The 23708-nt window shown below is 69.9% G+C and carries 17 protein-coding genes and 2 pseudogenes; 8 read left to right on the top strand and 11 right to left on the bottom strand.

The genetic code is table 11. The features are described 5' to 3' along the window. Nucleotides 1-188 precede the first annotated feature (188 nt). A complete protein-coding gene (locus ABT129_RS34860) occupies nt 189-1448 on the bottom strand; it encodes an esterase/lipase family protein (RefSeq protein ID WP_351909695.1) in 1260 nt (419 codons plus the stop codon). A gap of 233 nt (nt 1449-1681) precedes the next feature. Here ABT129_RS34860 and ABT129_RS34865 point away from each other — a divergent pair. After that, nucleotides 1682-1865: pseudogene (locus ABT129_RS34865) on the top strand (SDR family oxidoreductase); the annotation flags it as partial. A 520-nt stretch (nt 1866-2385) separates the two neighbouring features. Here ABT129_RS34865 and ABT129_RS34870 read toward each other — a convergent pair. Then, entirely contained in the window at nt 2386-3408 is a 1023-nt protein-coding gene (locus ABT129_RS34870; protein WP_351909697.1) for a phytase, read from the bottom strand. A 183-nt stretch (nt 3409-3591) separates the two neighbouring features. Here ABT129_RS34870 and ABT129_RS34875 point away from each other — a divergent pair, with 183 nt between their 5' ends. Beyond that, a complete protein-coding gene (locus tag ABT129_RS34875; RefSeq protein ID WP_351909699.1) occupies nt 3592-5826 on the top strand; it encodes a SpoIIE family protein phosphatase in 2235 nt (744 codons plus the stop codon). Nucleotides 5827-5910: 84 nt separating this feature from the next. Here ABT129_RS34875 and ABT129_RS34880 read toward each other — a convergent pair whose 3' ends face one another. The 6 genes from ABT129_RS34880 to ABT129_RS34905 all read right to left on the bottom strand — a co-directional run bounded on the left by ABT129_RS34880 (nt 5911) and on the right by ABT129_RS34905 (nt 12267). After that, entirely contained in the window at nt 5911-6747 is an 837-nt protein-coding gene (locus ABT129_RS34880) for a class II fructose-bisphosphate aldolase (protein ID WP_351909701.1), read from the bottom strand. Nucleotides 6748-6937: 190 nt separating this feature from the next. After that, the gene (locus ABT129_RS34885; RefSeq protein ID WP_351909703.1) at nt 6938-7933 is read right to left on the bottom strand and encodes an ROK family protein; all 996 of its coding nucleotides are present in this window, start codon (nt 7931-7933) and stop codon (nt 6938-6940) included. A 19-nt stretch (nt 7934-7952) separates the two neighbouring features. Further along, on the bottom strand, nt 7953-8906 hold the full coding sequence (locus ABT129_RS34890; RefSeq protein WP_351909705.1) for an SIS domain-containing protein: 954 nt from the start codon (nt 8904-8906) through the stop codon (nt 7953-7955). 127 nt (nt 8907-9033) lie between these two features. Next, nucleotides 9034-9912 carry a carbohydrate ABC transporter permease gene (locus ABT129_RS34895; RefSeq protein WP_502982005.1) on the bottom strand — a complete coding sequence of 293 codons (879 nt, stop codon included), beginning with the start codon at nt 9910-9912 and terminating at the stop codon, nt 9034-9036. Continuing rightward, the gene (locus ABT129_RS34900; protein ID WP_351909709.1) at nt 9909-10784 is read right to left on the bottom strand and encodes a carbohydrate ABC transporter permease; all 876 of its coding nucleotides are present in this window, start codon (nt 10782-10784) and stop codon (nt 9909-9911) included. The genes ABT129_RS34895 and ABT129_RS34900 overlap by 4 nt, the downstream gene beginning before the upstream one ends. Nucleotides 10785-10950: 166 nt before the next feature. Continuing rightward, on the bottom strand, nt 10951-12267 hold the full coding sequence (locus tag ABT129_RS34905) for an ABC transporter substrate-binding protein (RefSeq protein ID WP_351909711.1): 1317 nt from the start codon (nt 12265-12267) through the stop codon (nt 10951-10953). A 280-nt stretch (nt 12268-12547) separates the two neighbouring features. Between ABT129_RS34905 and ABT129_RS34910 the strand changes: the two genes are divergently transcribed. Beyond that, a complete protein-coding gene (locus ABT129_RS34910) occupies nt 12548-13528 on the top strand; it encodes a LacI family DNA-binding transcriptional regulator (protein WP_351909713.1) in 981 nt (326 codons plus the stop codon). Between the two features lie 52 nt (nt 13529-13580). On the opposite strand, the gene ABT129_RS34915 is transcribed toward ABT129_RS34910, so the two are convergent. Next, complete coding sequence (locus ABT129_RS34915) at nt 13581-14624, bottom strand: LacI family DNA-binding transcriptional regulator (protein WP_351909715.1); 1044 nt, start codon at nt 14622-14624, stop codon at nt 13581-13583. A gap of 196 nt (nt 14625-14820) precedes the next feature. Beyond that, a complete protein-coding gene (locus ABT129_RS34920; RefSeq protein ID WP_351909727.1) occupies nt 14821-15828 on the bottom strand; it encodes a LacI family DNA-binding transcriptional regulator in 1008 nt (335 codons plus the stop codon). Nucleotides 15829-16588: 760 nt separating this feature from the next. Here ABT129_RS34920 and ABT129_RS34925 point away from each other — a divergent pair. From ABT129_RS34925 to ABT129_RS34935, 3 genes and pseudogenes are all read left to right on the top strand, one after another. After that, nucleotides 16589-18820 carry an RICIN domain-containing protein gene (locus ABT129_RS34925; RefSeq protein ID WP_351909717.1) on the top strand — a complete coding sequence of 744 codons (2232 nt, stop codon included), beginning with the start codon at nt 16589-16591 and terminating at the stop codon, nt 18818-18820. Between the two features lie 708 nt (nt 18821-19528). Further along, entirely contained in the window at nt 19529-19732 is a 204-nt protein-coding gene (locus ABT129_RS34930; protein ID WP_351909719.1) for a ferredoxin reductase domain-containing protein, read from the top strand. 147 nt (nt 19733-19879) lie between these two features. Beyond that, nucleotides 19880-20814: pseudogene (locus ABT129_RS34935) on the top strand (IS5 family transposase). Nucleotides 20815-20830: 16 nt separating this feature from the next. Here ABT129_RS34935 and ABT129_RS34940 read toward each other — a convergent pair. After that, nucleotides 20831-21127, bottom strand: coding sequence for a hypothetical protein (locus tag ABT129_RS34940; protein WP_351909721.1), 297 nt, complete (start codon nt 21125-21127; stop codon nt 20831-20833). A 620-nt stretch (nt 21128-21747) separates the two neighbouring features. On the opposite strand from ABT129_RS34940, the gene ABT129_RS34945 reads away from it, so the two are divergent. After that, the gene (locus ABT129_RS34945) at nt 21748-22635 is read left to right on the top strand and encodes a PhzF family phenazine biosynthesis protein (RefSeq protein ID WP_351909723.1); all 888 of its coding nucleotides are present in this window, start codon (nt 21748-21750) and stop codon (nt 22633-22635) included. Between the two features lie 804 nt (nt 22636-23439). Continuing rightward, nucleotides 23440-23708, top strand: a 269-nt coding sequence (locus ABT129_RS34950) for a DUF4394 domain-containing protein (RefSeq protein ID WP_351909725.1), incomplete at its 3' end; no start/stop codon positions are given.

Here is a 23708-nt window from a genome sequence, read left to right on the forward strand (position 1 = left end):
AGCGTAGGGGGCGCAGAGCCCCTCTCCGCCCCGATCTGGGGTGATGTCCCCCGCCGGGGTGGTCACCCGCGTACGGCCGTGACCACCGTCCCGGCCGGGGGTTGCGTGATCATGCGACGACTGATGATCCCTCTGGCCCTGGCCGCACCAGCGGCGCCGCCCGTCGCTCGCGGCGACGCCGGTGGGGGTCAGTTGCTGGCGACGATCTCGTTCACGATCCATGCGCCGAGTTCTTCGGTCATGGTGGTGTGGCCCTCGTTGCGGCCGGCGGCCACGAAGGCGTCGAGTTCGCTGCTGTCGGGCGTGACGGGCTGGTAGAGAGCCTTCGGGTCGCTGATGTCGCCGGCGGCGAGGGCGCTGATGGCCGGGATGAAGCAGGACGTGGTGATGACGTCCGGGTCCACGGTGTTGCCGAGCAGTCGGCTGAGGAGCGCGACGAGGCCGAAGCTGCCGGGGTCGCCCTGCTCGGAGGGGGCGGTGAACAGGCCGCCGGGGGCGCCGTCGATGTCGGGCAGTCCGCTGGTGCGGACCGAGACCGGCTCGCCGCCCTTCTTCTGGAGGCGGGCGACTTCCTGGTCGCCGGTGGCCTGGGTCTTGAGCCACGTGTCGACGAGCGTTTCACCGTCGGCCCGCACGGCGGTCACGTCGGGCTTGATGCCGTTGCCGTTGCCGGTTTCCACACCGTTGGCGACGCCGATCTTGCGGACGGACCGCGGCCAGCCGCCGAGCTCGTCGAGCTTCTGGAGAAACTCGGCCCGCTCCGGATCCTCCTTCACGGTGCCGCTGGCCTTCTCCAGATGCCAGCGCGCCATCTGTCGTGCGGCGGGGCTGTTGAGCAGCGCCGAGAACTGGCGCAGTTTCTCCCCCACGAGGGGGACCTCTCCCCAGTTGTCCGCCGCGAAGTGGGTGAACGCCTGCAGTGAGACAGGCAGCCACGCGCCCTGGTGCGGGGTGTCGTAGGAGAGGTACAGGGCTGTCTCGTGGTCCGGGAGGGCGGGGTCCTGCTCCATCTTCGCCAGCGCGTAGCGGGTGATGAGTCCGCCCATGCTGAACCCGCCCACGACCAGCTTCGACCGTCCCACCCGCTCGGCCAGGGCCCGGCGGATGCAGTCGATGGCGGTGTCGGCGTTCGCCGTGATCGATGCCGCCCGGTCGTCGTAGCCCAGGATGACCACGTCCCGGCCGGCTGCGTGGAGCTCGGAGATGAAGCGGTAGTCGCCGTTCTCCTCCAGGCCCGCCCAGAGCCGGTCCAGACTGCTCGCCCCGCCGGAGAAGCCATCGGAGAGGATGACCGGCCGGATGAGCTGCCTGCGGTTCAGCGGGCTGTAGAAGACCCAGGCCGTCCCACCGGCGAGCTCCCACTCATCGTGAGGCTCCGGCGCGGAGGAGATTACGACTCGGGCTTCCGGAGCGGCAGGGCCCCAGATGTCGACGACAGGGGTGGTCATGATCAGTTGACTCCTCGGAGGCGGGTGTGGGGTTCGCCGATCGACTCACCCCAAGCCGCACCCTAAGAAGCAGAAACGTTACGGAGAGTAACGAATGATGTAGGTTCATGCGAAGGGAGGCGCATTCGCCCCGAAAGGTGTGCACCCCTGCGGACGTGGGCACACTCCATCGGCTCCTCGTCGGGATCCAGCCGACGGGTGCACTGGCAAGATCTCTCGGACAACTCCTGGTTCCAGTGTGGACGCCACTGATTCCCGCAACGATGACGGACCTGAAGGACTCGGCGGCCAGTCGCCCCTGGGCAGGCCTCCCAGCCGGGGGAGATGGCTCCCGCATAGGACTTCCTGGCCTCGCCCCAGGCCAGCTACATCACTGGAGAAATCATCAACGCGACCGGAGGGACCTCGCTGCCCTAGTCCGCCGGCCTCCCTCGGGCCGAAGGGGCCAGGGAGACCTCGCCGTCGCGGGATCGGGCGTTCACGCTGGAGAGGGGCTCGGCAGAGACCCCGATTGCGTTGTCGTGGGCCCTACGACGGTCAGGGGGGCGCCGAGGCTCGCACACAGTCTGCGGGCCCGGGCGAGCGGGCTGAGCGAAGCGGACGACGGGTCGGCCCCGCCCTGCTTCACCTTGACGAGCCTGGGACGGTGGGTGCGGACGAGCGCTTCCGTCTCCAGGGTGGCCGCGGCCCGGGAGCGCTGCCCTACGGATTCGCTGTTTTCCGGAGCTTTCGCGGTGACCGACCTGGAGTGTGATGTGACCCCTGAGCTCCTTTGGGCGGTCGATTCTCCCCAGGGTGGCTTCGATCTCCCCCAGCGTCTCCCCAGCCGCAGCCTGGTTGTGGCGATGCTTGCGCCGTCAACTGTGGACGTTGCCCGGTCGGCAAACGCACGTTCGGGGGGCGTCGGCCCGGCGTGAACGCCCACGCCCCCGGGCGGTCAGAACTGGGACGTGATGGTCTGGAGCGGGACGAACTTGAAGTTCTGGTTGCCGCTGGTGCCGGGGGTGCCGTTGGAGCCGTCCTGGCAGATGAAGACGCCCTGGGGGAAGGCCGGGCCGAGGTTGGCGGCGGTGGCGTCGATGCCGTCGGTGTCCTCGCAGTCGTCGGCCGCCTGGCCGTTCGTGACGGCGAATCGGCCGAGATGGGCGCCGGTGGTCCGGTCGTAGACGGTGAAGTCGTTGCTGCCCTGGGAGGAGACGTAGATCCGGTTGCCGGCGGCGGTGATGCCCTCGGTGTCCGCGGCGATGTGGCCGCCGGAGCCGGTGGAGTCGAGCTTGGTGCGGGTGGTGCTCGCGGTGGGCTCCGCGCCGTACACCCAGACGCCGACGTCCTCCTCGCCGAGGTAGAGCTTGCCGGTGGTCTCATCCGCGTAGCACCCCTCGACGGCCGATCCCGCGTCCCAGAGACGTATGGAGGTCGCGGTCACGGCGCTGCCGTTGACGGCGACCTCCCACTGCTCGACCCGCCCGGAGGTGGAGTTGGGGAAGGCGTACAGCTTGCCGCTGGTGGGCGAGGTGTAGAGGCAGATGCCGTGGGCGGTGACCTCGGTCGGGACGTCCTTCAGCCAGGTGAGCAGACGGGTCGTGGGGTCGATGCGATAGATGTGCATGGCGCCGTTGCCGTCGGCGGCCTCGTCGTCGGCGGAGACCACGATGTTGCCTCGGAGGTCCACGTTGTTGCCGTAGTCCCCGTTGATCCGCTGAATGCGGGCGCCGGTCATGTCATAGACCTCCAGTGCCCCCTTCTTGTCGGTGCCGACGACTACGGACTTGGCGGGGTCGGTGGGATGTACCCAGATCGCCGGGTCGTCGGCGGCGTCGCCGGTGTGGGAGACCGGCGCGGTCTCGACGGTGGCGGTGACGGATGAGACGGCCGCGTTCGCGGGAGCGGCCGAGAACGTCAGGGCTGCCAGCGCGGCTGTGGGCAGTGCGGCTGCGCGACCGAACAGGGTGAAGGACACCGGGTTCCTCTCGGAGTTCACAGGTGTGGAGCTTTGAGGGTTGCTTGAGTTGGTAAATGTTTGAACGTGGTGACGAAGTGCACTGTAAGCAGGATCAGCGAGCGTGAGGTGAACGACAGTTGAACCTGCCGCACCCCTCGCCCTGGACGTCCTGTGTTCCGCCGGTCGCCCGCAGGTGAGAGGGTGGACATACGGGACGTCGACGTACGGAACGTGGACCCCGGGGACGGGCAGGCGCCGATGTCGTCAGGACACGCGCCGCTGCTGACAGTGGACGGGCGCGGGCAGGTGATGAGCTGGAGCGATGCTGCGGAGCGCCTGCTCAGCCGCCGGGCGGCGGACGCCCTGGGACGGACCGTTGTCGACGTCCTCGCTACCCTTCCTGAAGACGGGCGCTGGCTCCTCGCCCGTGTCCCCGACCGTCCGGACGGAGCGGTCTGGGGGGTGTGGAGGGCGGAGCGCGACGTCGCGGCGCTGGATGAGGCCGTCCTGGACGCCGTCTTTACTCAGTCCTCCGTCGGGCTGCACGTCCTCGACCGTAGCCTTCGCCTTGTCCGGGTCAACGCGTACGCGCTCGGCGTGCGCGGTCTTTTCGAGGAGGAGATCGTCGGGCGTCCCGTGGTCGACAGCTACGGCCGTGTGGGCATACCCGTCGACGAGAGCATCCTCAGGGAAGTGCTGCGCACCGGCAGGCCGGCACGGGACATGCTGAAACGCTTCCACCCACCGGCCGACCCCCTGCGGGAGCACATCTTCTCGGTTTCCATCTATCGCCACCACGACCGGACCGGGGAGCCGCTGGGGCTGGTCGTGACTGCGGTGGACGTCACCGAGCGGGAGCAGGCGCGGGAGAGGCTCAACCTGCTCCACACGGTGCGAGAACGGATCGGCACCAGTCTCGACGTGGGAAGGACAGCTGCGGAGCTGGTCGACGTGACGGTTCCGGCGTTCGCTGACTCGGCCCTCGTCGCCCTTACCGACGTCGTCCTGCATGGTGGGAGCCCGGATCTGCCGCCTCGTGGCTCCGCCCCACTGTTGCGCTGCGCCGCCACCGGAGGCCGGGACACCGAGCTGCCGCACGACGGAGTCCTGCTGCTACCCGGGCTGTTCGGCGAGGAGCTGCCGACGGTGCCGACCTTGCCGCCGCCCGGACCCGAGGGTCCCGTGGCTCTGCGGATCGTGGCACCCCTTACCGTACGGGGGCAGTTCCTGGGGGTGGTGGACTTCCGGCGCGCGCCCGGATCGGAGCCCTACACGTCCGACGACCTCGTCCTCGCCGGCGGCATCGCCGCACGCACCGCCACCTGCCTGGAGAATGCCCTCCGCTTCACCCGCGAGCACATCGTCATGACGGCGCTTCAGAGCTGGCCGCTGCGGCAGGAGGCATCGACCCACCGGGCGGTCGAGGTGGCGCAGCGCCACCGGCCGGGCGGCAGCGGAGCGGGGTCCTGGTACGACGTGATCTCGCTGCCAGGCGCCCGGGTGGGGCTGGTCGTCGGACAGGTCGAACAGCCCGGCCTCAGCGCTGTCGCGACGATGAGCCGACTGCGGACCGCTGTGCACAGCCTGGCGACGCTTGATCTGGATCCGCACGAACTTCTCGCCAGGCTGCACGCCACCACGCTGCAGCTCGCCCGTGAGGCGAGCCCGGCAGTCGGAGCCGAGGACACCACGGCGAGCTGTACGTATGTGGTGCACGATCCGGTCAGCGGACGCATCGATGCGGCGGGCGCCGGCGGATCACTGTTCGCCGTCGTCCGGCCCGACGGTTCGGTGGACATCGACCCGCTGGGCCGAGCTCCTCTGCTGGGCGCCGAGGGGCCCCCGTTCGCCTTCACCACGCAGGTGCTGCCGGAAGAGAGCATTCTGTGCCTCGCGTCGGCGCCATCGGCGGACGGGCAAGGGCCTATGACGGAGCAGCTGGTGACCGCGCTGGGGCACCCCGGGAACGGACGTGAGGAGACGGCGGACGCGGTGGAAGCGCTGCTCGCCAGGGATCGCGTGCTGCTCGTCGCGAGGACGCTCCTCCTACCCGAGAGCGATCTGGACGAATGGCCCGTTCTTCCGGACGCCTCGGCCGTCGGCCCGGCCCGTCGACACGTCGACGAGCGCCTTGCCCACTGGGGTATAGCCGTCGACACCTTTGCGGTGTCGGTCGTTGTCAGTGAGCTCGTGACGAACGCCATCCGCTATGGAGCGGCACCGATCACCCTGCGACTGATCAGGGGCGAGCGCACATTGATCTGCGAGGTGACCGACAGCGCCCCGACCGCCCCTCATCTGCGCCATGCCAAGGCCGTGGACGAAGGCGGGCGGGGCCTCCAGATCTGTGGCTCCCTGGCCGAAAGCTGGGGAGTCAGGTATGTCGGCGAGGGCAAGACGGTCTGGGCTGAGATCGGCACCGAAGGGGCGGGATAGACAGGGGCGGTTCCCACTCGCCGATCCCTCCGTGTGACCTCTCGCCGTCTTCTCCGGGGTCGCGTCGTCGCGAGCTGTGAGCCGTCAGCGGTCCGCGAGGAGGACCAACAGTCGTGCCACCTCGGCCGATACCGCGTCCCGGGCGGGTCCGAGGTACGTCCGGGGGTCGGTGAGGTCCGGGTGCGCCGCCAGTCGTTCCCGCGCCGTCCGGGTGAAGATCCTGTTCAGGTGGGTGGAGATGTTCACCTTGGTCATGCCCGCGTCGACAGCCCTCGCGAGGTCTTTGTCGTCCACTCCGGAGGAGCCGTGCAGGACCAGGGGAACGTCGACGGTCTTCCTGAGCCGGGCGATGAGCTTGAAGTCGAGGGTGGCGTCACGCCTCGTCATCGCGTGGGAGCTACCCACGGCGACGGCCAGCGCATCGACGGCGGTGGCGACGGCGAACTCCCGCGCCTCCTCCGGATCGGTGCGCACCCCGGGGGCGTGCGCGCCGTCCTTGCCGCCGACCTCACCGAGCTCCGCCTCGACCCACACGTCCGCCCGGTGGCAGTAGGCGGTGATCTCCCGGGTGGTGGCCACGTTCTCCGTGTAGGGAAGCCTGGAGGCGTCGACCATCACGGATGTGAAGCCGACATCGACGGCCGAGCGGATGAGACCGGCCGACTCGGCGTGGTCGAGATGGACCGCCACGGGCACGGTGGCGGCACGCGCGAGGGCGAGTGAGGCGAGGCCGAGTGGCGCGAGTGAGCCGTGGTAGAGAGCGGTGTTCTCGCTGATCTGGAGGATGACCGGGAGTCCGGCCGCCTCCGCCCCGGCGATGATGGCTTCGGCGTGTTCGATCTGTACGACGTTGAAGGCACCCACACCGGAGTTGGCCTTGTAGGCGGGGTCGACGATGGCGTCGGTGGACGTCAGGGGCATGGGTCTCTCCAGGATTCAGCGGTACGGAGCGTTTTGCGGACCCCGCTGCGCCCGCCCGGGGACGGGGGATCACCGTGTCCTGCAGGGCCACGCCCACACGTGGCTGGCGGAACGCGATGCGTCCGGCGACGGTCGTGGGACACGGCGAGGATTCCAGGGCGGTGGCGAGGAACTCGAGCAGTGGGGCGGATCAGGGCCTGGCGGCACCGGGCCGTCGTTGCTGTGGGAGTCGCGCCCGAAGCGTGCTCCCGCCCGCACGGCTGGTCTCCGGTCCGAGCCGGGGGCGGACCCCCGCGGCCTCCCACGCGAGGATGCCCGCGCCCAGGCAGCCGGCCTCGTCGCCGAAGGCGGCGCGGACCAGTTCTGGGCGCCGCTGGAAGGTGAGCCGGTCCGCGAGCCGTACGCGGAGCGGGTCGAGCAGCAGCTTTCCCGCCTGGGCGAGGCCTCCCCCGAGCACGATCCGCTCGGGGGCCAGCAGAGTGCTGACGTCGGCGAGCGCTGATGCCAGCGCGCCGACGGCCCCGTTCCACACCGCGACGGCGATCGGGTCGCCGGCCGCGACCCGGGCGGCCACGTCCGCGGCGCCGTCGACCCTGGTACCCGAGCGGGCGGTGTACGTCGCCGCGATCGCCGCGGCCGACGCGACGGTCTCCAGGCAGCCCCGGCCGCCGCACCGGCAGGTCGCGCCACCCGGGTCCGCCACGACGTGGCCGAGCTCGCCGGCGTATCCCCCGGAGACGAGGGGATGGCCGCCGCTGAGCACGGCCGCCGAGATGCCGGTGCCGACGGGGACGAAGAGGGCGTCGCGGACACCGCGCGCGGCACCGGCACGGAACTCGGCGAGGCCGCCCGCGCGGACGTCGTGACCGACGACGACGGGCCGACCAGTGGCCCGGGTAAGCAGACGGGCGAGCGGCAGGTCGGCCCAGCCGAGGTTGACGGAGCGGACCGCCAGCCCGGACTCCTCGTCGACGATGCCGGGTACCACCGTCCCGATGTGCCGGACCGTCATACACCGATCTTCCGCTCGCGCGTCGAGCTCCCGCAGTGTGGCGGCGATCGCGTCGAGGGCCTGGGTCGGCCGCGAACCACCCGGGGTGGGGCGGCGGATGACGCCCAGCGGCCTGAGGGCGTCGCTGAGCAGTGCCCCCTTCATGCTCGTACCGCCGACGTCGAGGGCGATCACGCACTCACGGGCCGGGCCCTCATGACGCACGGCTGCCCTTGAGGACGACGGACCTGGTGAGGTTGCGCGGGCGGTCGGGGTCGTAGCCCCGGGCCTCGGCGAGCCGTACCGCGAGACGCTGGGCGACGATCAGGTCGGCCAGCGGGTCCAGGTCGTCCGCGCCGTCGCCGGAAGCCGCGGCGAACAGGCCTCCCACCCGGGCGACGTCGTCGGCGAGGCCCCGGGGGGCCGGGCCGAACGTCCACACGACCCGGCCGGGGCCAGTGACGCTGATCGGGCCGTGCCGGTACTCCATGGCCGGGTACGCCTCGGTCCAGGCGCCCGCGGCCTCCCGCATCTTCAGGCCGGCCTCCAGCGCCAGACCGTACGTCCAGCCCGTCCCGAGGAAGGTGAACTGTTCGGCGCTGCTCACCTCCGCGTCCAGTTCCACTCCGAGCGCGCGAACCGCGTCCTCAATGGCCCGCGTCAGCGGACGCACTCCGGCCGCAAGCGCGTGCTCGGCTTCCAGATGGGCGCGCAGCAGCACCAGCGCGGTGGTCGCGAACCTCGTCTGCACAACCGATTCCTCATCGGCGTAGTCGAGTACGACCACCTCGTCGGCGGTGTCCATGACGGGTGTCGACGGGTCCGCCGTGAGGGCGATGGTCGGGACGGTGCCCTCGGCCTTCGCCAGCAGGTCGAGGACCTCGGTCGTGGTTCCGGAGCGGGTGAGGGCGAGTATCCGGTCGTAGGCACGGCCGTCGGGGAACTCGGAGGCGGCGAACGCGTCGGTCTCGCCGTGGCCACCGCACTCCCGGAGCCGCGCGTAGGCGAGGGCCATGAACCAGGAGGTGCCGCATCCGACGACGGCCACCCGCTCGCCGCGGCGGGGCAGGAAGTCCGTGTACAGGGCTGCGGACGTGGCCGCGCGTGTCCAGACGCCTGGCTGCGAGGCGATTTCGAGCGAGGTCCGGGAGGTGTGGGGGGATGTCAAGGAAAGCTCCTTGTCCGGTGAGGGAGGGGGGAGAGGCTTGCGGATCCAGAGGGGACACCCGGTCGACGCGGTCTGCGGGCGTCGGAGCCTTGGCTCGTGCATCCGGCCCGCGGGCCGGATGCACGAGTCACTTGACGGCTCCGGCGGTCATGCCCGCGCGCCAGAAGCGCTGGAGGCACAGGAAGGCGATGACCAGCGGGACGACCGAGACGAGCGAGCCGATGACCACGAGCGGAGCCGGTACGGCGACGCCGTGACTGGCGTTCCAGCCGACCAGGCCCACGGTGACGGGCTGGAGGTGGTCGTCGCTGAGCACCATGGCCGGCAGCAGGTAGTTGTTCCAGATGTCGACGAACTGGAAGAGGAAGACGGTCACGAGCGCCGGCAGCATCATCGGCATCGCGACGGTGCGGAAGATGCGGAACTCCCCGGCCCCGTCCAGGCGTGCGGCCTCGACCACCTCGTCGGGAATCGACTGGACCGCGAAGACACGCGCCAGATAGACCCCGAACGGGCTGACGATGCTGGGCAGCAGCACGGCGAGCGGGTTGTCGATCAGACCGATCCCGGAGAACATGAGGTACAGCGGCAGCGTGAAGAGGATCTTCGGGACGAGTACGGCGGCGAGTACCGCGCCGAAGAGCGCTCCGCGGCCGCAGAACTCGTACTTCGCGAGCAGATACCCGGCCATGGCGGACAGCAGCGTTCCGGCGAGCGCGCCGATGCCGCAGTACAGGACGCTGTTGAGCATCCAGCGCCAGAAGATCCCGTCGTTCTGAGCGGTAAGCCGGGCGACGTTGTCGACGAGGCCGAATCCGTCGAACCAGAGGCCGTTCCCGCTGAACTGGTGGCCGAAGGGCTTGGTGACGGCGACGAGGAGCCACCACAGCGGGAAGAGGAAGTACACGGTGGAGATCAGCAGGGGTGCGAGGACGGCGGTTCGGCCCGCCGCGGTCGTCACCCACCTGCTTCCGGACGGTCCGGAGCCTCGGGTCGGGCCTCTCATGCCGTCTCCCCCCTGGTGGTCAGTCTGAAGAACACGAAGGACAGGACGCCCACCGAGAGGGCGAGGATCACGGACTGCGCCGCCGCGTACGGGTAGTTGCCGGCGGACACCGCCGCCTGGGCCGACATGATCGGGGTGAAGGCCGAGGAGATCGCGCCGCTGGATATCGGCTGGAGCACGGCCGGCTCGTTGTAGAGCTGGGCCGAGCCGATGAGGGAGAACACCGCCGTGAGGACGAGTGAGCTGCGTACGGCCGGGATCTTGATGCTCCACGCGGTCCGCAGCGCGGACGCCCCGTCCACCCGTGCTGCCTCCAGGACCTCGGCGGGGATGGTCTGGAGCGCGCTGTAGATGATGATCATGTTGTAGCCGGTCCAGCTCCACGTGACGATGTTCGCCACCGACCACAGCGCGACGCCGCCGTCGAAGAACGGGATCCGGAGGCCGAGGGGCTCCAGGAGGTGGTTGACCGGGCTGGACTCGGAGGAGTACATGAACGACCAGACCAGGGCCGCGCTCACCCCCGGGATCGCGTAGGGCAGGAACGCGCCGAGGCGGAAGAAGCCCTTGCCGCGCGCCGACTTCGCGTCGATGAGCAGGGCGAGGCCGAGTGCGAGGCCGAGCATCACCGGCACCTGCACCAGGGAGAAGAGGGCGACGCGCCCGAGCCCGCCGAGGAAGTCCGCGTCCGAGAACGCCACGGCGAAGTTGTGGAAGGGGTCGAACTCCCTCGTGGGCGGTGTCAGCCCGAGCCCCGAGCGCCTGACGACGAAGAGACTGCTCACGGTCGCGTAGACGATGGGGGCGACGTACATGGCCAGGAAGAGGGCCACGAACGGTCCGCCGAACAGGAGCAGCGTGCGCCTGTTCAACGCGGTCTCCCGTGCTCGCCGCCGAGACGGCGATCTGCCCGTTCGTGAGGGTGCGGCGGTTTCCGCCGTTCTGTGTCGTGTACTCACTGGTTCGCTTCCAGTCCGAGCCGAGGGTGGGGAGGGGCGGCCGACCGTGGGGGAGTCGGCCGCCTGTCTGTGGGCAGGGCTACTCGGTCACCTGCAGTCCCTGGTTGCGGAGCTCGGCGACCGTCTTGGCCTGGGTGGAGTCCAGCGCGTCCTTGAAGGTGCCCTTGCCGGCCCACGCCTTGCCGAGCGCGTCGTCGAGGTCCGCGGTGGTCTTGGCCATGACGGGACCCCAGGTCCAGTCGGCCGAGACGCTCCTGGACGCCGGCGCGAAGACGTCGTAGATCGTCTGGCCGCCGAAGTACGGGTCCTTGGCCTTGAGCTGCGGGAGATCCTTCAACCCGTAGGCGGCCGGGTACAGCGACGCCTTCGTGACCAGGTCGCCGTAGGTGGTGGGGTCGGTGCTGAGCCAGTGGGCGAACGTCCAAGCAGCCTTGGTGGACTCGCAGCCCGTGAGGACGGCGGTGGCCGAGCCGCCCGCGTTGCCCGCGGCCGACTCGCCGGCCTTCCACTGAGGCATCGGTGCCACAGCCCAGTCGCCCGCGCCGTCCTTGGCGCCGCCCTTGATCACACCGGCCTGCCAGACGGCCCCCACGACCGTGGCGATCCTGCCGTTGCCGAGACCGGTGTACCACGCCTGGTCGTACATGGGCGCGGGGCTGATGACCCCGTCGTCGACCAGGCCCTGCCAGTAGGAGGCGACCTTCTGGTTGGCCTCCGAGGCGACGTCGACCTTCCAGGCGTCTCCCTTGACGCCGAACCAGCTCGCCCCGGCCTGCCAGGCGAGGCCGGCGTAGTCGTAGTTCAGATACGGGGAGGAGATGTACCGGTCCGGACCGGAGGCGTGGATCTTCTTCGCCTGCTCCTTGTACTCGGCCCAGGTGGCCGGGGGCTTCAGGCCGAGGGAGTCGTAGAGCTTCTTGTTGTAGAACAGCGCCATCGGTGCTGTGTCCACGGGCGCTCCGTACAGGGCGTCACCCAGGGAGACGGCGTGGAGGCCCGCCGGAAGGAAGTCCGCCGTGTCCTGCCGGGCCACGTCCGACACGTCCTGGAGGGCGCCCTGGGCGGCGAAGCTCGGCAGCGTCTCGAAACCCACCTGGGCCAGACAGGGCGCGTTCTTGGCCTGCACCGCGTTGAGCATCTTCTGATATCCGCCCTTGGCGCCGGGCTGCACCTCCTGGTACGTGACCTTGATCCCGGGGTGCGTCTTGTTGAACGCCTTGACGGCGTCCGCGTAGCCGGGGGCCCAGCCCCAGAACGTCAGCTCCGCGGACTCGCCGCCTTCCGATCCCGAGGTCGATCCGCCGTCCGATCCGCCGACCGCGGAGCATCCGGCGAGCGCCAGGGTGAGAGCTGAGACCACGACTGTGCCGACGATGCGAGTGCGGGATGCCTTCACGGCCGCTCCTTGGATGCGCAAGGTCAGACCCGGACACAAGGGGTCGGGTCTGCTGAGGGGGTGGGGGGTGACAGCCGGACCGGCACGGATGCAGATCATGAGCTGATGGCCGGAACTATGACACCGAATGTTATCGATGCCAATAGCTGGCTCACTTATTGCTCTTGACCAAACATCACCTGCATGATGTCGATATCAATCGGCCGCCTCGCGGCGCACGGCGAGGGAAGGGTCCGGAAGCGGCATGGACGGAGCGGAAGCGAGCGCACGCCCGCCAGGCATGGCCGATGTGGCGAGGGCCGCGGGCGTCTCGGCGCAGACGGTGTCCCGGGTGCTGTCCGGGCACCGCAACGTGCGTGAGGAGACCCGCGCGCGGGTGCTCGTCGCCGTCGACCGGCTCGCGTATCGCAAGAACAGCGCCGCACAGATCCTGTCCTCGGGGCGGAGCCGGACGATCGGCCTGGTCACCCTGCAGACGACGTACTACTCGCGCCAGACACTGACGTCCGGGATCGAGAGCGCCGCACGGGCGGCGGGATACTCGGTGTCCGTCGCCTCGACCGACTCGCTCGACACCTCCGCCGTCGAGGACGTGCTCACCCGGCTGGCCGACCAGGGGGTCGAGGGCATCGTCCTCGCCATCCCGCTGATCCATGTCAGTCCGCGCATCGAGCAGTTGACCGGAATTCTGCCCACCGTGACCGTCGACGGATCGCGTACGCCGATGTCGGAGGTGGTGGCGGTGGACCAGTCGCAGGCCGCCCGACTGGCGACGAGGCACCTGCTCGACCTCGGCCACGAGACCGTCTGGCATGTCTCGGGCCCCGGTGAATGGCTCGACGCGGCCAGCAGACTGAATGGCTGGCGCGAGACGCTCACGGCGGAGGGGCGCACAGTTCCGCCCGTCCTGGAGGGCGACTGGTCTCCCTCGTCCGGCTATCGCAACGGACTCATCCTGGGCCGGATCCCGGACGTCACGGCGGTCTTCGTCGCCAGCGACGAGATGGCCTTCGGGGTCGTCCGTGCCCTGCACGAGCTCGGCCGCCGCGTCCCCGACGACATCTCGGTGGTCGGTGTCGACGACATCGCGCTGGCGGAGTACTGCTCGCCCTCACTGACCACGGTGGCGCAGCCGTTCGAGCAGATGGGAGCACTGGCGGTGGGCCATCTCCTGCGCCACATCGACGATCCGGAGGCCGCGCCCGAACCGGCGTCGGTGGAACCCGTCCTCATCGTCCGGGCGAGCACAGCACGGCGCTAGGCGAATCCCGTTGTGGGTGGGCGTCAGCGGACGGGTGAGGAGGGGGCCCGCGTCAGGAGCGGGCGGAGACGGCCGAGGTGTCCGAAGACGTCCGGGAGGCGGCACCACCGTTCGTCCCCGCGGACCGGGTGCTCGCACGGACCACGAGCTTCGGTTCCACGGGCGCGGTGTCGGGGGCGCATTCCGGATCGGCGATGTGCCGCAGGAGGCAGGCCACGGCAAGCGCCCCCATCTGCTCGAATGGCTGTGCCACCGTAGTCAGCGACGGCGAGCAGTACTCGGCGAGTTCGATATCGTCCACGCCGACCACCGATACGTCCTCGGGCACGCGCCGGCCTGCCTCGTGCAGGGCCCGGATGACCCCGAACGCCATCTCGTCGCTCGCGACGAAGACCGCCGTGACGTCCGGGATACGTGCCAGGATCAGACCGTTGCGGTACCCGGACGCGGGGGACCAGTCGCCCTCCATCGGTGGGGGTACGGAGCGGCCGGCGGCTTCGAGCGCGCTCTGCCACCCTTCCCGGCGGCGGGCCGCCTCCAGCCACTCCTGAGGTCCGGAGATGTGCCAGACGGTCTCGTGGCCGAGGTCGAGCAGGTGCTCCGTGGCCAGCTTCGCGGCCATGAACTGGTCCACGGCCACCACCTCGGTGGCGTCGGTGCGCGAGCCGTCGATGGTGATCGTGGGAGTGGCTCGGGTGAGCTGGTCGATTCGCTCGCTGGTGTGGATCAAAGGCACCGACAGGATGACGCCCTCGACATCCTGCTCGGCCAGCCGGGTCAGCGCCCCTTCGATGGCGGACGTGTCCAGGGAGGCGGTGGTGGCGGTGCTGACCGTGTAGCCGGCGGCGCGGGCGGCGTTCTCGATGCCCGAGGTCACGGCGGCACGCGAGTAGAAGTTCGTCTGCAGGGTGACCACACCAAGGGTGCGGCTGCGGCCCGAGGACAGTACGCGCGCGGCGTTGTTGCGGCGGTAGCCCAGCTCTTCCACGGCCGCCATGACCTTGGCACGGGTGCTCGGCGTCACGTTGGGGTGCCCCCCGAGGGCGCGTGAGACCGTCTGCGCCGAGACGCCGGCGACCCGTGCCACATCTGCCATGCCGGGTGCCCGTCCGTTGCCGGAACTCGCCGTCGCCACCGGTCCCTCCTCCTGGTCGGCCCTCTATGGTATCGACCACATACCGTACCCACAGTGGTCGGCCCGGAAGATCGCCCACCCCCGACTTTGACCGTTCGGTCATTGGCATCGATGACAGAGGGCAACACGGCGTCGGCCCGCGGTGTCCGCAGCCTGACTACCGGGGTACGGCGTGCCCGGGCCGGGCCGATCCGGTGCTGTTCCTGACGACGAGTTCGGGCCGCAGCATCCGGTGCCGGGGGGCCGGCTCCCCGCCGCCCGCCGCGTCGAGGAGGAGTGCCACGGCCTCGCGCGCCATCCGGCGCCTCGGCAGGACCACGCTGGTGAGGGCGGGCCGGGAGGACGGTCCGGCGGGGCAGTCGTCGTACGCGACCACGGACAGGTCCTCCGGAACGGAGCGGCCCGCGACGCGGGCCGCCTCCAGCGCGCCGACGGCGAGGACGTCATGGGTGGCGAAGAACGCGGTCACGCCGGGAGCGGCGGCCAGGGCGGCCACGGCCGCGTCGAACCCGCCGTGGTAGGAGGGTTCGTGGGCGAGGTGGACGGCGTCGTCGGGCAGGGGTCGGCCCGTCTCGGCGAACGCCCTGCGGAACCCCTCCACGCGCCGCGCGTGGGCGGGGCTCGCGAGGATGGCGACCTGCTCGTGCCCCAGGTCGCGGAGGTGGCGTCCCGCCAGGTGGCCGCCCTCCTCGTAATCGACGGTGACCATGGGGAACTGCTCGGGCGCGTCGGCCTCCCAGGCGCAGAGGGCGACCGGGAAGCGGGCCTCGGACAGCAGCGGAAGATGGTCGGACAGGTCCTGGTCACCCGCGATGAGCAGGGCGTCCACCGACCGGCTCGTCATTCCCGCCAGGTGCCTGCGTGCTCGCTCGCCGCTCTGGCGGGTGGTGCAGAGCAGCAGGTGGTGGCCGTGCTCGTCCAGCGCGTCCTCGGCCTCCTCGACCAGGTCGGCGTAGAAGGCCGTGCCCACAGTGGGGACGAACAGGCCCACCGTGCGGGTGCTGCCGGTGGCGAGGGAGCGGGCTACCAGGTTCGGCACGTATCCGAGCTCGTCGATCGCGGCCCGCACCCGTGCCGCCGTGACCGGGCGGACGCCGACCCGGCCCGTGACGACGTTGGAAACCGTCTGTTTCGTGACGCCGGCTCGTCGTGCCACGTCCTGCATCGTCACCATGGGGATCCTCATCCGACCGGTCGGAGCCGAGGTCAGCAACGTATCCCCGCCCCTGCCCCCGGTCAACGCCGCCCTGGCACCGCCTCCTTGGCTCCGGACGCTTGCCGTCCACATCTGTTTGATTCTGTCGAGGAATTTTGCCAAGGCCCTTGTTTTACCGGTCAAAGGAGCCGTACGTTCCCTTCTGTCGGCAGGCCCGTAACCCGGTCCCGCCGACGACGCTCCGAGGCTCCCCCGATGTACCCCGCCTTGCCGTTCGCGCCGATCCCGTCCGGGCCCTTCGGGAATCCGGATTCGGTTCGACGTGACGACCAGGATGCTCGACCCGCAGCCGGACGAGCGCTCGCGGCCCCGGCCCACGGCCACCGCGTCGCCCCTCCCGGCGAACGACCCGGCGGGACCGCACTCCACTCCACCGCACGCCCCCTCAGGTCTCCCCGCCCGGCCCCGCTCCGGCGACCGCCGGGTCCGCTCCACCCGGAAACATCCTCGTGTCCCCATGCCCGGCCCGGTCGGCGGGGTGAGGACCACCGTGCTCCGCCGATCGAGGGCGGGCACCCACGCACTCCCCGGTACCCGTCGGAATCCCCCGTGCGCAGCGCCGCGGGTACCGGGGCCGTACAGAGCACCGGCGCGGCCCGCGGGTGCCGGCAGGACGGACCGGACCCCCGGTCGGCCCTGCCGGAGTTCCCATCCCTGCGGACGCCGGCGCCGATCGCGCTGCATCCCCCCCACCACACAAGGAGTACCTGTGTCAGCTCCCAGACAACGGCTGGTCGGCGCACTCGTCGCCCTGACCGTTGCCGCCGCAGGCGGCACCGCCCTGACGCCCGCGCCGGCATCGGCGGCGGCCGAGGCCGCCACCTACACCGTCACCGTCGGGACGAAGGGGTCGTGGACCCACCCGAACGACACCCCGGCCGCGCCGTACATCGACAAGGACGGCACCTTCTACTTCCAGCAGGCGCACGCCCTCTACGGGGCGAGCGACTCGCGGAAGTGGGACTTCTTCACCGGAACGAACTTCGACACCGCGACCCGCTCCAGCACCATCAGCGACGCGGTCAACCCGGCGAACGCCAACGACAAGAACAACGACACCACCTGGCGGTGCAACAACAGCCCCACCGGCCTGAAGTCCACGTACGCGCCTGACACCACGGGCTACGCCCACCGGAACTACTGCGACCTGGCCGGTGTGTGGGTCGACCCGGACACCGGGGACTGGTATGGCCTCGTCCACAACGAGTTCACCCCCGAGCCCTTCGGTGACCGCCTTCACTTCGACGCCATCGACTACGCGGTCTCGAAGGACCAGGGCAAGACGTGGTCGATCAAGGACCACGTCATCACCTCGCCGTACAGCACCACCCGGGGTGACACCACCGCTTTCCCGCAGCAGACCTATGACTACGGCGACGGCGACCAGCGGCTCTTCGTCGACACCGCGTCGGGCTACTTCTACGCCTTCTACGGCTCGCGCATCGTGACCAAGGGAGGCGGCTGGGAGGCGTTCTACAGCCACGTGGCCCGCGCGCCGATCGCCGACAAGATGGCGCCCGCCTCCTGGCAGAAGTGGTACGACGGCAGCTGGTCGCAGCCCGGCAAGGGCGGCAAGGAAAGCAACATGGTTCCCGTCGGTGCCTCCAGCACCACCGGGTACACCCCTCCCGCCAAGGAGTACAGCCCGCTCACCACCGGCACCATCAAGGAGCAGATCGCCGCGGACAAGATGCCGGCGACATCTCCCATGTTCGTCATGGACATCACCTACAACGCGTACCTCGGGCTCTACATCGGCGAGCCGCAGAACGTCGACCAGAGCGGCGACGCGTCCCAGGAGATCTACGCCACCGACGACCTGACCAAGCAGAAGTGGTTCCGGCTCGGAGACACGGGCACCTACAAGAACGCCTCGTGGTACCGGTGGTTCCTCGACAGCGTGAACAAGACCAGCTCCGGCATCGTCGGCAAGAACTTCCGCTCCTACTGCTCCTTCGGGTGTTCGGGCGGCAAGTCCAGCGAGTACGTGAACCTCTCGATCGAGTCCTCCGCCCCCGCCGCGCTGATCGACACCACCAAGACCTACCGGATCGCCGCCGCCAACGGCCGGGTGCTCACCCAGGTCGCCGGCGGTACCGCCACCTCCTCCGTCTCCGCGGCCACCGGCTCCTCCCTGGAGTCGTGGGCCTTCACCGCCAACGGCGACGGCTCCCACCGCATCGCCAACGCCTCCACCGGCCAGCTCCTCGGGGTGGACTCCTCCGCCAACGCCGGCCGCGCCTGGGGGACCAAGCCGACGGTCACCACCATGCCCGCGGGCGGCCCCACCGTCGGACAGCAGTGGTTCGTCATCCCCGGCGCCTCCGCCACCGACGACGCCCCCACCGGCAGCTACCGCCTGGTCAACCGCTACAGCGGTCTGGTGATCGGCCTGTCCAACACGTCGGGCCGGCTCGCCGAGACGACCCCCACCCGTTCCTGGACCAACACGACGGGTAATGCCGTGGGTGGCACCCGCACCGCGAACGAGCAGGTCCTGAGCCTCACCGAGACCGGGGCAGCCGCCCCGACGCTCAACGGCAACCACACGCTCGTCAGCGGCGGCAAGGCCCTCGACAACCCCAACCACAGCACCGCGCTCGGCACCCAGTTCGTCACCTGGACCCCCAGCGGCGGCACCAACCAGTCCTGGAAGTTCACCCAGCAGACCGACGGCACCTACGAGATCGCCAACGTCCAGTCCGGCCTCTGCGCCGATGTCGAGAACGCCTCGACCACCGCCGGCGCCAAGGTGATCCAGTGGACGTGCAACGGTGCCGCCAACCAGCGCTGGAACGCCGTCGCCCAGCCGAACGGAACGTACAAGGTGGCCTCGGCGCGGAGCGGACTACTCCTCACCACCGCCTCCACCACCAACGGCGCGCTCGTCACCCAGCAGACGGACACCGGATCGACGCTCCAGCTGTGGTCGATCAACTGACCCACCCCCTCGGGTGACCCGATCCAGGCCGGGTACCGGTGCGAGCGAAGCCCGGTACCCGGCCTGACCCAAGCTTCGTACCTGGAGCAATCCATGACTGATCAGCAACCACTGCCGAGCAGGATCAGAACCCGACGAGCCGGGCGTCACCGCAAGGTGGTCGTTCTCCCCGCTGTGGGGGCAACGGTCGCGGTGATAGCAGGCGCCGGGGTCCTCGCCGGTGTGACCCTCGCCGCGCATGAAGGCAATGAAGCGGCACCCGTGTCAGAGGCCGCCAACGCGACCTCGCCCATCGACACATCGGGCTCCGCGCCCGTTGACTCGGCCATGAATCCCATCTCCCCGGCCCAACCCCCGACCCTGACTCCGTCCCCGATGGCGACCGCGTCCCCGTCGGTCTCGGTGTCGCCCTCGGCCACGACTCAGCACGCCTCGAAGGGAACCACGGAGAGATCTGCGAAGGGCCGACGCGTACCCTCCGTTTCCTTGCCCCCCTCACCGCCACTCCCTTCGGACACGTCCCGTGCCACGACGGCCCCGTCCAGCCCCCCGCGCGCTGCAAGCCCCATGGCTTCGAGACCGACCTCGGCCGCCGAGTCGGAACTGGTGGACGCCCTGAATGAACGGCGCAGGGCGATGGGCTTGGTCGAGGTACGGTTGAGAAGCGACGAAGCCCGACACGCCGGAACCTGTGCACAGAAGAACCTGGTGAACAACACCCTCATCCACTGCGGTCACGAGGTGCTGTTCAAGGGCGGCAGCGGAAGTACCCCGGCACAGATCATGACGGTCTGGTTCAACAGTCCCCTGCACAGACAAGCGCTGACCTACGCGAACTCCCGTAACGCCGGCCCGGCCATAGTCATCGACGAAGGCGGAACTTTGGTGGCCGCCCTCGCCATCGACTACTGACCTGACACCGGCGCCAGAACCACCTCCTCGCCGGCACGACACTTTCCGGTGCCGGACGCGCATCTCCTCACGGGCTTCGGTGTCCGGCACTTAGGAGCTGTCCGGCCGATCATGCGACTGCTCCGCCTCGGACTCGTTGACGGGGACATGGGGCGGGGCGATCTGAGTGACTGCGAGTGGGAACGGCTGCAGGCGTTCCTGCCGGTCAGCAACAGGCGTTGCGGTAGGTGGCGGGACCACCGGTAGGTGATCGACGGGATCTTTCCCCGGGTTTGGACCGGCGTGCAGTGGCGTGACCTGCCCGAACGGTTCGGGCCGCGGAAGACGGTCTACGAACGACACCACCGGTGGGTCGGCCGACGAAACCTGGGAACGCCTGCTCCAGCACGTCCAGGCCGAGGCCGATGCAGCGGGTGAGATCGACTGGGGCATCTCTGTCGACTCCACCATCGTGCGGGCCCACCAGCATGCCGCCGGCGCCCGCACCGATCCGCCGTCGGCTCGCTCCTCAAAGGGGGACATGCCAGCAGAACACCAGGGCGAGACGCCGTGGCAGAGCCTCCTCGCCCGCTTAGTGGAGGTGGTGCTGGAAGTAAGGGCCTGGGCCGCTCGCGCGGCGGGTTCACGACCAAGCTCCACCTGAGCGCGGACGGCCGCTGCCGTCCGCTGTCCCTGGTCGTCACGCCAGGGCAGCGAGCGGACTGCACCCAGTTCAAGCCGGTCCTGGAGAAGATCCGCGTTCCCCGATTCGGGACAGGCGGGCCCCGCAAGAAGCCGGACAGTCTCGCTGCGGACAAGGCCTACAGCAATGGGCCCTGCCGCGACTACCTGCGACGCCGCGGCATCCGACACACCATCCCGGAGAAGACCGACAGCCAGGCCGCGCGCGCCTACGCAAAGGCTTGCGTGGCGGACGGCCACCAGGCTTCGACGAGGACCGCTACAAGAAGCGCAACACCGTCGAGCGGGCCATCAACAAGCTCAAGCACGCCCGAGCCGTTGCCACTCGGTACGACAAGCGCGGCTACGTCTTCCTCGGCACCGCAACGGCGGCAGCCGTCGTCATCTGGCTCCGAACATGACCGCGCCTTCACGACGTCATCTCACCGATGCGCCTGGAGCCAACACCAGGCCAGAGGCCGCGAGGAAGGCTTCAAGGCTGATGACGCCGCTCCCGGTGCCGTCGTCCCATTCGGTCAGGAGTTCCGAGAGGCCCTCATTCCAGGACTCCGGTGTGTCGATGTCAGGGCCAGGATGCCGCTCGACGCGGCCTGCACCGTGCCGATATCGGAGAGACAGGTACTGGCCCTTTTCCGTCCAGGCATCCCACTGGGACGGGTAGGCGGAACACGTCTGCACAACCCGCACCACCATCAGAGCCTCCACCCGATCCATCCAGTGATGGTCGCGCGCCAACGGGGTTCGGGCAATCGACTTCAGAGAGGTCGACTCCGACCATGATCGGCCGGACAGCTCCTAGCCGATGCATCGGCTGAGGGCACGCCGCACGGCGTGCCCTCGGTACGTCATCGACCCCCCGGGGCGGGGATCAGCCGGCCGCGCCCCACTCGGGCTCACAGACCACGCCCCACCCGGTGTCCACGCCCCACCCGGTGTCCACGCCCCACTCCGGGTCCGCCGCCACGACCCATCCGGTGTCGCGCTTAGGTGTCTCTCCCGTCTCGCCGGGCCCGGCAGGGGCCCGTCCGGGTGACCGTAGTCGCAGGTGGCGTGTACGGCTAGCAGCGCGCCGAGGACGCCAGGCTGCGCACGCTCGTCCTGGACCTGTCGGTCGCGGTCGTCACGCATCCGTCGGGGCCTGAGACGGCCGGGCGGGTTCGGGTATGAAAGCGGCCGGCGCGCTCAGTCCGCCGAAGCGGGTGGCACAGGCGCCGGCCAACCACACACACCCATCCGAGAGAGAACTCGCACGGCGTGAGCAGGAACCGCGGAGAGGAGCTTCGATACGGTCCTATCTGGGGAACCTACTCGGGGATCCACGCCGTTGGCCCGGCATGAACTCCGTACGGCAAACCCCCGATGTCCTGCGTTACACCGCCTTCTCCGAAGATCCCGAGGGGGGCAATCCCGCCGGAATCGTTCTCGACGCCACGGGCCTCAGCTACGAGGAGATGCTGGCGATCGCCGCCGAAGTCGGCTACAGCGAGAGCGCGTTTTTGACGGCGCCGTCCGAGGGAGCGGGCTCCGGCGCGTCGGACGCCGGGCGCGCGTACACCATCCGCTACTTCAGCCCGAAGGCGGAGGTCTCCTTCTGCGGTCACGCCACTGTCGCGACGGCGGTGGCCCTCGGCGAGCGCATCGGCCCCGGCGACCTGGTGTTCACCACGCAGGCCGGGACCGTGCCGGTCACCGTCACGCGCGAGGGCGGGGCGCTGCGGGCCACGCTCACGAGCGTCGAGCCGCACGTCGAGGATGTCGAGGCCGATGACCTGGCAGAGGCACTCGCCGCGCTCGACTGGCCGGCCGGCGACCTCGATCCCGCCCTGCCTGCCCGCATCGCCTTCGCGGGCGCCCGTCATCTGGTCCTTGCCGCCGCGAGCCGCGAGCGCCTGGCCCACCTGGCGTACGACTTCGCCCGCCTGGAGGCCCTCATGCACCGGCTCGACCTGACGACCCTGCAGTTGGTCTGGCGCGCCTCGGCGGAGGTCTTCCACGTCCGCGCCCCGTTCCCGGTGAGCGGTGTGGTCGAGGACCCGGCGACGGGGGCGGCGGCCGCCGCCTTCGGCGCGTACGCCCGTGAGCTCGGACTCGTGCCCGAGGCGACGGTCCTCACCCTCCACCAGGGGGAGGACATGGGACGCCCCGGCGTCCTCACGGTGGAGTTGCGGGCGGGTGACCGGCGGATCAGGGTCGGCGGCGCAGGGATCCGCATTCCGACCTGATCCAAACGGCAGGCCTGCTGACAAGGCGTACAGCAGCGGACCCGTGCGCGAGTACCTGCGGCGGTGGGGGCATCTACGACACGATCCCTCAGATGAGTGACAGCCAGGCCGCTCGCCTGCGCAAAGGCTCACGGGGCGGACAGCCAGCCGGCTTTGACGAGGACCGTTCCCTGTGGAAGAAGGGGCCGCCGAGTTCGGACAGGAACGTCGGCCACGTGGTGTGCTTCAGTGTCCGCTGCCCGGTAGGCGACGCCGGTGCCGTAGCGGCGGTGAAGTCCCCGCCATACAACGGGCCACCCTGCTGCTCACCTCTCTGCTCGGGCCCTCGGTACGGGGTCGTGGGCGCCGGTGGCGCGTTGGCGGGCAGCGCGAGGCGGGCGTCGGCGAGCAACGGGAAGCGTTGCGGCAGGGACCGCCCGCCCCAGGCCTTCCTGCCAGTCCGCGATGAACCCGCTGAGCCCCTCGCTGCTTGCTGACCAACGGACGATGCCCCGCCCGGTGGAATCCGGCGGGAAGTGTGTCGAGGCTGCCTTGGGCCCTGCCCCACACCGGCAAGCTGCTCGGCCCGTCACCCCTGCCGGTACGGGCTGCCGGCCCGCGGCTGGTGGTGGTTGGTCTCCCGGTGGGCGTGGTGGTAGGACTTTTGCGGGCTGTTGGAGGGGTTACGGACCGCAGCGGCGATGCTGGCGCCCTGTAGGTGTCGAAGGATCCGCAGACGCGCCTCATGACGGAGGCTCGCTGACTGAACGGAGTCCTCTTGTGCGTACTCGTCGAGTCGTCGCTACCGCTGTGGCCGCTGCCACGATGGCAGTTTCGCTTCTCTCCTCGGTGGCGGTTTCGGCGACGGCGGCGGGCGGCGATCCCTTCGTCCCGCAGGACCGCGCCGCCGGTCACCGCCTGATCAGTGTGGGCCTGACCTCGGACCAGCGTCTCGTCGGCTTCGACGTCCACAACCCGGCCGAGAGCTGGTCGCTCGGGAAGGTCTCCGGCCTGTCGGGCGACACCAAGCTGGTCGGCATCGACTTCCGCGTCCAGAACGGCAAGCTCTACGGCGTCGGCGACAGGGGCGGCAT

This window comes from Streptomyces sp. NPDC002057, from assembly GCF_040296665.1.
In the GTDB taxonomy this organism is placed as follows: Bacteria; Actinomycetota; Actinomycetes; order Streptomycetales; family Streptomycetaceae; genus Streptomyces.

Coding starts and splice junctions, on each gene's coding strand:
- ABT129_RS34910 (WP_351909713.1), top strand. CDS start 12,548: ATGGCCGATGTGGCGAGGGCCGCGGGCGTCTCGGCGCAGACGGTGTCC.
- ABT129_RS34915 (WP_351909715.1), bottom strand. CDS start 14,624: ATGGCAGATGTGGCACGGGTCGCCGGCGTCTCGGCGCAGACGGTCTCA.
- ABT129_RS34860 (WP_351909695.1), bottom strand. CDS start 1,448: ATGACCACCCCTGTCGTCGACATCTGGGGCCCTGCCGCTCCGGAAGCC.
- ABT129_RS34895 (WP_502982005.1), bottom strand. CDS start 9,912: ATGAGAGGCCCGACCCGAGGCTCCGGACCGTCCGGAAGCAGGTGGGTG.
- ABT129_RS34945 (WP_351909723.1), top strand. CDS start 21,748: ATGAACTCCGTACGGCAAACCCCCGATGTCCTGCGTTACACCGCCTTC.
- ABT129_RS34940 (WP_351909721.1), bottom strand. CDS start 21,127: ATGGATCGGGTGGAGGCTCTGATGGTGGTGCGGGTTGTGCAGACGTGT.
- ABT129_RS34880 (WP_351909701.1), bottom strand. CDS start 6,747: ATGCCCCTGACGTCCACCGACGCCATCGTCGACCCCGCCTACAAGGCC.
- ABT129_RS34920 (WP_351909727.1), bottom strand. CDS start 15,828: ATGCAGGACGTGGCACGACGAGCCGGCGTCACGAAACAGACGGTTTCC.